The organism is Peribacillus sp. GL_122, assembly GCF_057835005.1.
On sequence record NZ_CM174415.1, the window covers coordinates 5,391,762 to 5,403,663 of the forward strand.

The 11,902-nt window shown below is 41.4% G+C and carries 12 protein-coding genes and 1 tRNA gene; 1 reads left to right on the top strand and 12 read right to left on the bottom strand.

What is annotated here, in order from left to right:
- Positions 1–30: 30 nt before the first annotated feature.
- The 6 genes from AC3ISB_RS26305 to AC3ISB_RS26330 all read right to left on the bottom strand — a co-directional run bounded on the left by AC3ISB_RS26305 (position 31) and on the right by AC3ISB_RS26330 (position 5,663).
- Positions 31–1,215: a phosphoglycerate kinase gene (locus AC3ISB_RS26305; RefSeq protein WP_141992823.1), complete on the bottom strand. Its 1,185-nt coding sequence runs from the start codon at positions 1,213–1,215 to the stop codon at positions 31–33.
- A 250-nt stretch (positions 1,216–1,465) separates the two neighbouring features.
- Complete coding sequence (gene gap, locus AC3ISB_RS26310; RefSeq protein ID WP_063233962.1) at positions 1,466–2,473, bottom strand: type I glyceraldehyde-3-phosphate dehydrogenase; 1,008 nt, start codon at positions 2,471–2,473, stop codon at positions 1,466–1,468.
- A 32-nt stretch (positions 2,474–2,505) separates the two neighbouring features.
- The gene (locus AC3ISB_RS26315; RefSeq protein ID WP_141992822.1) at positions 2,506–3,540 is read right to left on the bottom strand and encodes a sugar-binding transcriptional regulator; all 1,035 of its coding nucleotides are present in this window, start codon (positions 3,538–3,540) and stop codon (positions 2,506–2,508) included.
- A 139-nt stretch (positions 3,541–3,679) separates the two neighbouring features.
- Positions 3,680–3,931, bottom strand: a complete 252-nt coding sequence (locus tag AC3ISB_RS26320; protein WP_098371660.1) for a glutaredoxin family protein — start codon at positions 3,929–3,931, stop codon at positions 3,680–3,682.
- 5 nt (positions 3,932–3,936) lie between these two features.
- A complete protein-coding gene (rpoN, locus tag AC3ISB_RS26325; protein WP_353617854.1) occupies positions 3,937–5,274 on the bottom strand; it encodes an RNA polymerase factor sigma-54 in 1,338 nt (445 codons plus the stop codon).
- Positions 5,275–5,591: 317 nt separating this feature from the next.
- Positions 5,592–5,663, bottom strand: a tRNA-Arg gene (locus AC3ISB_RS26330).
- A 289-nt stretch (positions 5,664–5,952) separates the two neighbouring features.
- Here AC3ISB_RS26330 and clpP point away from each other — a divergent pair.
- Positions 5,953–6,561, top strand: coding sequence for an ATP-dependent Clp endopeptidase proteolytic subunit ClpP (gene clpP / locus AC3ISB_RS26335; RefSeq protein WP_063233960.1), 609 nt, complete (start codon positions 5,953–5,955; stop codon positions 6,559–6,561).
- Positions 6,562–6,657: 96 nt separating this feature from the next.
- Here clpP and AC3ISB_RS26340 read toward each other — a convergent pair whose 3' ends face one another.
- From AC3ISB_RS26340 to trxB, 6 genes are all read right to left on the bottom strand, one after another.
- The gene (locus tag AC3ISB_RS26340; RefSeq protein WP_048688029.1) at positions 6,658–6,915 is read right to left on the bottom strand and encodes an HPr family phosphocarrier protein; all 258 of its coding nucleotides are present in this window, start codon (positions 6,913–6,915) and stop codon (positions 6,658–6,660) included.
- 20 nt (positions 6,916–6,935) lie between these two features.
- Positions 6,936–7,889: a DNA-binding protein WhiA gene (whiA, locus tag AC3ISB_RS26345; protein ID WP_480339319.1), complete on the bottom strand. Its 954-nt coding sequence runs from the start codon at positions 7,887–7,889 to the stop codon at positions 6,936–6,938.
- A gap of 67 nt (positions 7,890–7,956) precedes the next feature.
- The gene (locus AC3ISB_RS26350; RefSeq protein ID WP_098371547.1) at positions 7,957–8,943 is read right to left on the bottom strand and encodes a gluconeogenesis factor YvcK family protein; all 987 of its coding nucleotides are present in this window, start codon (positions 8,941–8,943) and stop codon (positions 7,957–7,959) included.
- Complete coding sequence (gene rapZ, locus AC3ISB_RS26355; protein WP_141992821.1) at positions 8,933–9,832, bottom strand: RNase adapter RapZ; 900 nt, start codon at positions 9,830–9,832, stop codon at positions 8,933–8,935. Before rapZ ends, AC3ISB_RS26350 begins: the two co-directional genes overlap by 11 nt.
- A 42-nt stretch (positions 9,833–9,874) precedes the next feature.
- Positions 9,875–10,333, bottom strand: a complete 459-nt coding sequence (locus tag AC3ISB_RS26360; RefSeq protein WP_141992820.1) for an NUDIX hydrolase — start codon at positions 10,331–10,333, stop codon at positions 9,875–9,877.
- Between the two features lie 550 nt (positions 10,334–10,883).
- Entirely contained in the window at positions 10,884–11,831 is a 948-nt protein-coding gene (gene trxB / locus AC3ISB_RS26365) for a thioredoxin-disulfide reductase (RefSeq protein ID WP_141992819.1), read from the bottom strand.
- Positions 11,832–11,902: the final 71 nt, after the last annotated feature.

Consider the following 11,902-nt stretch of genomic DNA (forward strand, 5'->3'; position numbering starts at 1 on the left):
TCTAAAGTTGAAATATGTAACGGATTGATCTTATTTATCGTTCAAGGCCACAACGCCAGGCAACTCTTTGCCTTCCATGAACTCAAGAGATGCACCGCCGCCAGTTGAAATATGGGACATCTTTTCAGCCAGGCCAAACTTTTCTGCAGCTGCGGCTGAATCCCCCCCGCCTACAATGCTGTACGTATCTTTTGCTTCCGCCAAGGCACTAGCAACCGTTCTCGTTCCATTCGCAAATTTATCGAACTCGAATACACCCATTGGTCCATTCCAAATCACTAGCTTAGAACTTTTGATTACATCCGCAAATAAATCACTTGTTTTTGGACCGATATCAAGAGCCATTTTATCATGTGGAATAGCATCGATATCGACATTCTCTGCCTCTGCATCAGGTGAAAATTCAGCCGTTACGACTGCATCGATAGGCAAATGGAGTTTTACGCCTTTTTCTTTTGCACTTTCGATGAAAGATTTGGCTAATTCTATTTTGTCTTCTTCCAATAAAGAATTACCGATTTCATGACCTTGCGCTTTAATAAATGTATAACCCAGTCCACCACCAATGATCAAGTGATCGACTTTCTCTAAAAGGTTTTCGATAACGCCTATTTTATCCTTTACTTTTGCTCCGCCAATTATAGCTGTAAAAGGACGTTCTGGGTTGAATAGGGCTTTTCCTAGTACAGAAAGCTCTTTTTCCATCAGCAATCCGGCAACAGCTGGGAGATGGTGTGCTATTCCTTCAGTTGAAGCATGTGCACGATGCGCAGCTCCGAATGCATCGTTAACATAAACATCAGCCAGTGCAGCAAATGACTTCGCCAATTCTTGATCGTTCTTCTCTTCTCCTGGATAGAAACGAACGTTTTCCAACAACAGGATCTCGCCATTTTGCATGTTATCAATGATTGATTGAACGGTCTCGCCGTAAGCTTCTTCTGCCTTTTGCACATCTTTGCCACTAAGTTCGCTTAGTCTTTCCGCAACAGGTGCTAAACGCAATTCTTCAACTACTTGTCCTTTTGGACGGCCAAGGTGGCTGGCTAAGATGACTTTAGCTCCTTGTTCTGTCAAATAGGAAATCGTCGGCAGTGCAGCTTTGATTCTCGTATCATCCGAAATCTTTCCGTCCTGCATCGGAACGTTGAAATCAACACGGCAAAATACGCGTTTCCCCTTTAATTCAATATCTCTAATCGACTTTTTATTCATAATCCAAGAACCCCCTTAGATATTGTTATCATACTTTTTGATTCCTTTAGTCAAAAAGGGAGAGGGTAAATTTCCCAACTCCCCTTTTTCTCTTTTTCATTATAGTCGGTTTCCAGGAAATTATCCAAAAACAAGAAATGTAAACGCTTGACTGATTAATGACTTACTAATAATATCATCTTCTGCCAAGTTTTTTTAGAGGTGTGATAAAAAAAACCTCACCTTGGTGAGGTTTTTTTTATTATTCTAATTACAATCCTTTTTTAGCCAAATAGTCGATTAAATCAACAACACGGCTAGAATATCCAGTTTCATTATCATACCAAGATAATACTTTAACCATGTTTCCTTCCATTACCATTGTGGAAAGGGCATCAATTGTAGATGATGATGGGTTACCGTTATAGTCAGTTGATACTAGCGGAAGTTCGCTGTACTCAAGAATTCCTTTTAATTCGCCTTCAGAAGCCTTTTTGAATGCTGCATTAACTTCTTCAACTGTTGTGTCTTTTTCAAGCTCTGCAACAAGGTCGACTACAGACACGTTTGGAGTAGGTACGCGCATTGCCATACCATTTAATTTCCCTTTAAGTTCAGGAAGAACAAGTGCAACAGCTTTTGCCGCCCCAGTTGTTGTAGGAATGATATTCTCGGCAGCTGCACGTGCACGGCGGTAATCTTTATGAGGCAAATCAAGGATTTGCTGATCATTTGTATACGAGTGAACAGTAGTCATCATACCGCGTTTGATTCCAAATTGTTCATGAAGCACTTTAGCAAATGGAGCTAAGCAGTTCGTTGTACAAGAAGCATTAGAGATTACATGGTGGTTTGCTGCATCATATTTGTCTTCGTTTACACCCATGACAATTGTAATATCTTCATCAGATGCAGGAGCAGAGATGATTACTTTTTTCGCGCCAGCTTCTAAATGCTTAGCTGCATCTGCACGTTTTGTGAAACGTCCTGTAGATTCTACAACTACTTCTACTCCTAGTTCACCCCATGCTAATTGTGCAGGATCACGTTCAGCCAATACTTTGACTTTATGACCATCAACAACAAGGTACTCCCCATCAACTGTTACTTTTTCATTAAGAGATCCATGAATTGTATCGTATTGAAGAAGGTGCGCTAACATATTAGCATCCGTTAAGTCGTTAATAGCAACAATCTCTACCCCAGGATTACTCAATGCTGCACGAAATACATTACGTCCAATACGTCCAAAACCATTAATACCAACTTTTACTGCCATGAAAAATTCCTCCTTTTAAGTTCGCAAATATATTAAGGGGTGTAATTCCCCTGAATTAACTCTTGTGCCGCCGCTTCATCAGTGATCAACACTGTTGATGAAGGTGCGCCTTTCATGTAGGAACGGATAGCCTTTGCTTTAGTTTTGCCACCTGCCACAGTTATCACTCGCTTTTCAGGGCTAAGATCATCTAACTGGATGCCGACTGTCAAAACTTTATGAACAACTTTACCGTTTTCATCGTAATAATAACCGAATGCTTCTCCTACAGCATTTCCATCTAACAGCTTCTTTAACATTTCTGGCGAAGAATTTCTTCTCTCAGCCATGGCCATGGCATCACCGATTCCATGAATGATCATATCGGCAGATTTGATTTGGGAAATCACTTCTTTAATTGCAGGTTCCTTCTGAAATGAAGCATAAACCTCACCGCTTAATTGATCGGGTACATATAACACTCTGTATGAGGCTTGTGCCTTCTGTGCCATTTTTTCAACAATCGTATTGGCCTGATTCTGTACTGCTTCACCAATTCCCCCGCGGGCCGGGACAAATGTCAATTTCTTCGACGCTTCATCAGGTGACAACGAATCAGCCACTTCGGCCATTGTGGATCCGCCAGTAACCGCAATGATATTCTTTGAGTTCCATTCTCGTTTCATACGGTTTGCACAAGCTTTACCCAATTCTTTTTTCACCCATGGGGTCTCATCACAATTTCCTGAGACAATAATGACTTCATCCACTTGTAATAAATCCTGCAATTGCCGTTCCATTATGTCTATACCCATTACTTCACGCATTATTCCTTCTAACTTATCCAGGATTTCAATCCCTTCATCAGTCAGCGTCATGCCAGAGCTGAATATGTTAACCAGGTTCTGACTTTTCAGAAAATCAACCTCGCCTCTAAGCGTCCGTTCTGTCAAATTAAGGCTCACGGACAGACTGCGCCTTCCAACCGGCTGCATCATTTTGATATAACGCAGGATATCATATCTTTTTTGCATAACCAGAAGGAAATCTGGTAATAATTTTCTTTGTACCTCGAGTAATGTACGCATATTTAAAACTCCTAAAAAGTTAAGTTGGACATTTAATGTCCCGCGTAGTCATTTTCTGTCCCACTTAAAACAAAAAAATATTCCTGCTACATATTTTATTCTAGCAGGAACGGAATGTTTCTTCAAATGATTTGAAAAATTATTTTTCCAAAAGCCTATTTAGAGCTGATTTATCAACATTTCCGAATTGAACGATATCATCTTTCCATTCTACGACAGGAATCATCAGCCCGAATTTTTCTAGCAAATCATCATCGGTATGGATATCGATTTCCTTATAGCCTATGCCCGACTCCGCCTTCACTTCTTCAAGTACCCGCTTGGCTTTATCACATAACGGGCATTTATCCCTACTATATAAAACAAACGCATTTGATTCCAAACCACTCATCCTTTTCAATCATATCTTTTTCGTTTAGATGAAGAAGGGATCCCTAATTGTTCCCGGTATTTGGCAACGGTTCGGCGTGCCAAGATAATTCCATGCTCCTCTTTCAACCGTTCTACCAGGTCTTGATCCGAAAGCGGCTTTTGTTTATTTTCCCCATTGATGGCTGCCTGCAGGCTCTTTTTTGCTTGCATGCCCGACATATCCTCATCAAGGCCGACTGACTGTAAAGAAGTAGTGAAAAATATCCGCATCTCTATCGTGCCAAATGGTGTCTGCACGTATTTCCCTTTAACCGCCCGGCTTACTGTGGACTCATGTATACCAATTTCGTCAGCTATTTCTTTCATCGTCATCGGCTTCAAATAGTTCAGGCCATGATGAAAGCACGCCGGCTGTTTTTCGACGATGCACTGAATGACCTTCAATATAGTTTCTTTTCTTTGTTGAATCCCTCTGGAGATCCATTGGTATTCCTGCCACTTATCCTGGATAAACCGTTGAACTCCCTGATCCTTATGGCTCTTCATTCGGTTTAAATACCCTTTATCCACATTAAGATTGGGTGTGTTACCATCATAATTCCCAACAAGCAGCATGCCATCCCGAACTTCCACGACCACATCCGGCACTATATAAGAAGGCTTTTCCTGAAAAAAGAGTGAAGCCGGACGCGGGTTCAACGTCTGGACATAATCAAAGACTTCTTGAATCTCCTTCATTGTAACACCGATTTTCTTACTTAGGTCTTTCCAACGCTTTTCAGCAAAATCGAGGAAATGATTTTCTATGATCGATTCTGCAAGCAGGTTCTCCCCTTCTGCTTTCACCTGAAGCAAAAGGCACTCTTGAAGGTTTCTCGCTCCAATGCCATGCGGCTCGAGTTCCTGTAATATCGAGAGACTCTCTTCCAAAACGGCCGGAGATATGCCTGGGACGCATATATCATCCAGTTGAGTCCTCAAGTAACCGTTTTCATCAAGGTTATGAATTAATAGAAGCATTGCCTTCTGCTGCTCACCTGAAAACTGCTGGTGATTCACCTGGGACATGATATGCTGTTCAAGCGATAAAGTATCTTCACTGATCTGTTCAATCCAATAGTTGGCATCATACGTATTTTTAAGAGTCCGTTTACCCTTTTTCCGGTCAAAAGTTGGCTGAAATATAGAAGATGTTGGCTGATCTATGGACAGTAATGGATTCTCCACCATTTTATTTTCTAGAAAAGCCGATAGCTCTTGCGAGGAGTATTGCAGCAATGTAATAGCTTGCATAAGCTCCTGGGTCATTGCCATCTTTAATGTTTGCTGTTGAAAAAGTCCTGCTTTCATATTCATACTCATCGATTCATCCCTCCCCCACTCCATTTTACATTATCAGGAGAAAATTCTACACAAAAACCCATGAAAACGCTTACGAATTTTTTCTGAATAGTTTATTTGTTTTAAATACTATATGTTAGAAACGCAAATTTAACAACTACTTTTATTGAAAAATCACCATTTTTCAATAGTGTTGGGTAATATTTTCAAGGCAGGAATAACATCACAGGATTCGATGGAATATTACGGAAAACGAGTAAATTCTCCAAAAATCTTATGGAACCGCTTAAAAATGCCCAATAAAAAATCCCCCACTTTATTAAGCAGAAGATTGGTAATGCCCTCGGCAGGAATCGAACCTGCATTTCAAGCTTCGGAGGCTTGCGTTCTATCCGTTGCACTACGAGGGCGTAATAGATAATATTTTTTTAACAGACTTCATTATATGATAGAATCCCCTTCTTTGCAAGGGTTATCAGGTTTAAAACTTTGTCTTTTGGGTATTATGGGTAATGTGGAAATTCATCCCTGTGCGGCATAATATATAAAGTAATCTATCAGGAAGGAGCCTTAGCCAGAAAATTGTCGAACAAATTATCCATTAAAGGGTTTGTTTTGTTTGACCTAAATTGACCAAAAAGTGTATCATACATACATAAAGAATTTAAATGATTCTCTTAATCGAAGGAGGAAATGAACATGAATTTAATTCCTACAGTTATCGAACAAACAAGTCGTGGGGAGCGTGCCTACGATATTTACTCCCGTTTATTAAAAGACCGGATCATTATGCTAGGAAGTGCAATTGACGATAATGTTTCCAACTCCATTGTTGCTCAATTACTATTTTTAGAAGCGGAAAACCCTGAAAAAGATATCACTCTATACATCAACAGTCCTGGCGGAAGCATCACTTCCGGTATGGCCATTTATGATACTATGCAATATATCAAACCTAATGTATCCACAGTATGCATCGGTATGGCCGCTTCCATGGGCGCTTTCCTATTGGCTGCTGGCGAAAAAGGCAAACGTTATGCATTGCCAAACAGTGAAGTCATGATTCACCAACCGCTTGGAGGAGCTCAAGGTCAAGCTACGGAAATTGAAATTGCTGCCCGCCGTATCCTTCACTTGAAAGATAAACTGAACCAAATCCTGGCAGAACGTACTGGTCAACCTATTGAAGTCCTTCAAAGAGATACGGAACGTGATAACTTCATGACTTCCGAAAGAGCTCTTGAATATGGCTTGATTGACAAAGTCATCACGCGCAGCATCCTTGATGACAAAAAAGACTCTAAATAATTATGCAACAAAAGGCTCCGGAGATCGCCTTAAGCGACTTCCGGAGCCTTTTTTACATTATAAAAAAAAGGATGCACTTTTAGGCATCCTTTTCTTTTAACCCTCTTGCTGAACGAACTCTTCCAATGCCTCTAACGCTTCTTTTTCATCGCGTCCTTCGACGATTAACTTAACGGACACGCCAGAACTGATGGCAAGGCTCATTAACCCCATTATACTTTTTGCATTCACTTTCTTTCCTTCTTTTTCAAGAAAAACATCTGAATGAAAGCGGTTAGCTTCTTGTACAAAAAGAGCCGCCGGCCGCGCTTGCAAACCCGTCTTCAATTTTACCTCAACTTGTTTTTCCACCATCTTGATCTCCCCTATTAGCTTTATTTTTTCGCAGCAATAGCCTCTCCCCCACGGAGCTTGTCAGCTATTTCATCAATCTTTCGTAATCGGTGATTAATCCCGGACTTACTGATGGTTCCCCCGGATACCATTTCCCCAAGTTCCTTTAAGGTTATATCCTGAAACGCTATCCTAAGCTCCGCAATTTCCCGAAGCTTATCCGGTAAAATGCTTAGTCCTACCGTATCCTCGATATAATGGATATTTTCAACCTGGCGCAATGAGGCCCCGATCGTTTTGTTCAAATTGGCTGTTTCACAATTCACAAGCCGATTCACTGAATTACGCATATCACGGACAATCCGTACATCCTCGAACCTTAATAAAGCTGAATGGGCGCCAACTATACTTAAAAACTCGGCAATTTTTTCGGCTTCTTTCAAATAAATGATGTACCCTTTCTTGCGTTCAAGCGTCTTGGCCTTCAAGCCAAACTTATTCATTAGCTCACACAGGGCATCATTGTGCTCTTTATAAAGTGAGAAAATCTCGAGGTGATAGGAAGACGTTTCCGGATTATTTACCGAACCCCCCGCAAGAAATGCACCTCTCAGGTAAGAACGCTTACAGCATTTCTTCCCAACAATAGTATCGGATATATCATGGAGAATTTCAAAGCCATCGCCTAAAATTTCCAAATCGGTTAAAACCCGCTGCCCTCCGGATGACATCCTGACAATATATACATTATTCTTTTTTAGCTTCATCTTTTTACGGACCAACAGCTCGACCTGGACCTCATAACTTTTTTTCAGCAGCGTATAAATCCTTCTGGCAATCGCAGCATTCTCAGTTTGAATATCCACAACAAGCTTCCGATTAGAAAATGAAAGGGATCCGTTCATCCGGATAAGCGCACATAATTCCGCCCTGCCGCAGCAATCCTTTCCCTCTAATGTAGTAAGCTCTTTTTTCGTTTCTGAAGCAAAAGACATCCATTTCACCCCCAATCGAACGCAAGTAATCTATTTTTATCAATCAAAAAACCGTCCCCGCTTATATCTACGGTATTATGGGGCTTTTAGTTTCATTTACAAGCATATTATAAAGCAAATCCGCCACTTTTTTCGTGTCATGGCGTATTACATTCCCCTCATAGCTGAAAATGCGTTCTTGTATGATTTCAAGACCCATCCGTTTTAAACTTTCCACATCATACATGACCGGTTTGGCATATTCAGCTTGATAGCGTTGCTGAATCTCGGTTGGTATTTCCTCATTATTAACAAGTATCCTGTCAATATATGCATTTCCCATATGGTCATATATCGCTTTTATATGATCGCTCGCACTATAATCCAGCGTCTCGCCGGCTTGTGTCATCAAATTGCAAATGTACACCTTCTTAGCCTTGGAACGGGCAACCTCTTCTCCTAGGCCAGGGACAAGTAAGTTAGGCAGAATGCTAGTATATAGACTTCCTGGACCTATGACAATAAGATCTGCCTGCTTGATTTCCTGGAGAGTTTCACTGAGCGGCTTTATATGATGAGGAGACAGAAAAACTTTTTTTATTTTCTTTCCTGAGAAGGGGATCTTGGATTCTCCTGTAACAATCGTTCCGTCATCCATCTCCGCATGGAGAACTACACTTTGGTTGGCAGCCGGGAGCACTTTACCGCGGACATTAAGAAATTTACTCATTTCCTGGATCGCATGGACGAAATCGCCTGTCAACGAGGTCATTGCCGCCAGTATCAAATTCCCCAGCGAATGCCCGGACAACTCATTTTTACTCTGAAAGCGATGTTGAAACATTTGTTCAACAAGGGGCTCTACATCCGATAACGCAGCCAGCACGTTACGAATATCCCCCGGAGCGGGGATATCCATATCCTCGCGAAGGCGGCCTGAACTGCCACCATCATCAGCTACCGTAACGATTGCCGTAATATCCACTGGATGCTTCTTTAACCCTCTCAACAAAACAGGAAGGCCGGTTCCCCCTCCAATGATCACAACCTTAGGTTGTTTCTTCTTATTTAACATCTGCTTTCCCCTTACTTTTTTCGATATCGCGATGTGATACTTGAACCCTGTAATCCTTTTTGAAGTGGTTTGAAATATACTCCGTCAACGCTACTGAACGGTGCTGACCGCCTGTACATCCAATCGCAACAACAAGCTGTGCCTTCCCTTCACGTTTATAATATGGAAGCATGAATGCAAGCAGATCGGTCACTTTTTCCAAGAACTTTTGCGTCTCACTCCATTTTAAAACGTAACTCGACACTTCCTGTTCCAAGCCAGTCCTTGGCCTCATATGGTCAATATAATATGGATTTGGCAGGAAACGTACATCAAACACAAGGTCGGCATCTATGGGCAGGCCATGTTTGAACCCGAACGACATGACATTGACTGTAAAACCGACACTTTTATCGGCAGAAAATTCCGAAGCGATTTTCTCCCTCAATTCGCGCGGTTTCAGTTGGGAAGTATTAAAGATCAATTGAGCCCTTCCCTTCAATTCGTCCAAAAGTTCCCGTTCCATTTTAATGCCTTCCAATGGCCGGCCTAATGGAGCAAGGGGGTGGGTCCTTCTCGTTTCCTTATATCTGCGTACCAAGGAATCATCATCAGCTTCAAGAAAAAGGATTCTTGGTGATACTGCAGCTGTATCCGTTAAATTATCCAGTGCAAGAAATAAGGAATCAAAAAACTCCCTTCCCCTTAAATCCATGACAAGGGCCACTTTATTCATCTTATTCCCGGAGTCCTTCATTAACTCCAAAAACTTTGGCAATAGCGTGGGCGGCAAATTATCGACGCAAAAAAAGCCGAGGTCTTCAAAACTTTGAACCGCCACTGTCTTACCTGCTCCGGACATTCCGGTAATGATGACCAATTGCGTTTCACTCATCTGCCCTGTACTCATAGTTTCTCCGCCCCCATGTATATCTTTTTTTATATTTTAAAATTAACCTGGATCCAATCGGTAAGAAAGTAGCTTAAATTCAGGCGTATAGGTAAATGTTCCATAGATGATCCCACTTCCATGAACCATATAGTCCAGGATGTGAAAATCACCTTCAGCCATCAACAGCTTTTTAACATCTTCAACCGGATGCCAGCTAAGTTCCCCTTCTTCACAAACATCCACATTTACACCATCGGAATCCGTTGCAAAGAAAGTGAACATCATCCATTCTGACAAAACTTTATCTCCGTCCTTCATAATGAAGGTGAAAATACCTTTGATGGAAGGGTTTTTTAAATAAACGCCCGTTTCTTCGCGATATTCCCTAATGCAAGCATCGCGTACAGATTCCCCAGGTTCCATCTTGCCGCCTGGGGCTACCCACCATCCGCGTCTAGGCTTTTTCAATAAGAGGATTTGATTATCTTTTATCAATACACAGTTTGTGACACGTTGCACGTTCTTCACCTCAATTGGATCTGCTCGACTATAGAAACCTTCCCCCCATATTGAAGAGGTTCAGTTTATATCCTTAAACCGCCGCTAGATATCCATTTAGCGATTTATAAATGCTAATAGTTCAAACAAGTTGTATTTTTCATCTTCTTACCATTATGAAAGATTATGTTTAGTATATCTTATCATTATACTATTTTTGAAATGAGCTAACAATAAAGTAAACTTCCTGCATTGGGGGAATATTCATTCGCAAGGAATCACATAGGCAAGCCTTGATCCTGCTTAACTCCTATTCTTCTCCGCTTTCGCTGCCTAAATGCAAAGGGCTGGCTTACTTCACATTAAAAACCATTTAAAAAACACCCTAAAAATTGGAACAAAAGATATAGTCTCAAAGCCGGAAAACAAAAAAAAAGACACAGAAACTCAATCTGTGTCCTTAAACGTTTATAATTAAAGGGGGTCAACTTCTACCCATACTATACCCAATTATTATTTCACGCGTGTTACAACGTCGTTAAAACGGAATTACGATTGTATATTCTTGAAATCAAGCCTTTGGCTGCAATTTTTCTTGAAGTTCCTCAACAAAATGCTGAGCGGATTGAGCGGCAATGCTTCCATCGCCTGTAGCTGTAACGATTTGGCGCAATGTTTTTTCACGTACGTCACCAGCAGCAAAAATACCAGGGACGCGTGTTTCCATCCGATCATTCGTTTCAATATAGCCTGTGGAATTCAAGATGCCCAAGTTCTCAAATGGTGTAGTTAGCGGAAGCATTCCGATATAAATGAATACACCGTCTGCGTCCATCACTGTCTCTTCTCCGTTTTCAGTGGAAACTAGAGTGACACCGCCGACTTTGCCGCCTTTTTCATTGATTTCCTTCAAAGTATGATTCCAGATGAAGTTAATTTTCTCATTGGCAAATGCACGATCTTGAAGAATCTTTTGAGCACGAAGTTCGTCACGTCTGTGAACGATCGTCACTTTTGAAGCAAAACGGGTTAAGTACACACCCTCTTCAACAGCAGAGTCTCCGCCGCCGATAACGAACAGTTCTTTTTGCTTGAAGAAAGCACCATCACAAACTGCACAATACGATACACCGCGGCCGCCCAATTCTTTTTCGCCAGGAACGCCGATTTTCTTGTATTCGGCACCAGATGAAATGATGATTGAACGTGCTTTGAATTCCTTGGAACCGGCTTTGATCGTTTTATACTCTTCACCGTCAATGATTTCCTTAACATCCCCATAGGCATACTCTGCACCGAATTTCTTTGCATGGTCAAACATTTTCGTTGAAAGTTCAGGTCCGAGTATTGTGTCAAATCCAGGATAATTTTCTACTTCCTCAGTATTGGCCATTTGTCCGCCCGGTACTCCGCGTTCTAACATCAATGTTGAAAGGTTCGCACGTGATGTATAGACAGCCGCCGTCATCCCTGCAGGACCAGCTCCAATAATAACAACGTCATAAATTTTTTCAGACATGTTTTCACTCCTCCATATTCCATTACAAATGGAACCTTCACTACGGTTAGTGTTCCCTACCTATTATCCTA

Coding starts and splice junctions, on each gene's coding strand:
- AC3ISB_RS26305 (WP_141992823.1), bottom strand. CDS start 1,215: ATGAATAAAAAGTCGATTAGAGATATTGAATTAAAGGGGAAACGCGTA.
- gap (WP_063233962.1), bottom strand. CDS start 2,473: ATGGCAGTAAAAGTTGGTATTAATGGTTTTGGACGTATTGGACGTAAT.
- AC3ISB_RS26315 (WP_141992822.1), bottom strand. CDS start 3,540: ATGCGTACATTACTCGAGGTACAAAGAAAATTATTACCAGATTTCCTT.
- AC3ISB_RS26320 (WP_098371660.1), bottom strand. CDS start 3,931: ATGAGTGGTTTGGAATCAAATGCGTTTGTTTTATATAGTAGGGATAAA.
- rpoN (WP_353617854.1), bottom strand. CDS start 5,274: ATGAGTATGAATATGAAAGCAGGACTTTTTCAACAGCAAACATTAAAG.
- clpP (WP_063233960.1), top strand. CDS start 5,953: ATGAATTTAATTCCTACAGTTATCGAACAAACAAGTCGTGGGGAGCGT.
- AC3ISB_RS26340 (WP_048688029.1), bottom strand. CDS start 6,915: ATGGTGGAAAAACAAGTTGAGGTAAAATTGAAGACGGGTTTGCAAGCG.
- whiA (WP_480339319.1), bottom strand. CDS start 7,889: ATGTCTTTTGCTTCAGAAACGAAAAAAGAGCTTACTACATTAGAGGGA.
- AC3ISB_RS26350 (WP_098371547.1), bottom strand. CDS start 8,943: ATGTTAAATAAGAAGAAACAACCTAAGGTTGTGATCATTGGAGGGGGA.
- rapZ (WP_141992821.1), bottom strand. CDS start 9,832: ATGAGTACAGGGCAGATGAGTGAAACGCAATTGGTCATCATTACCGGA.
- trxB (WP_141992819.1), bottom strand. CDS start 11,831: ATGTCTGAAAAAATTTATGACGTTGTTATTATTGGAGCTGGTCCTGCA.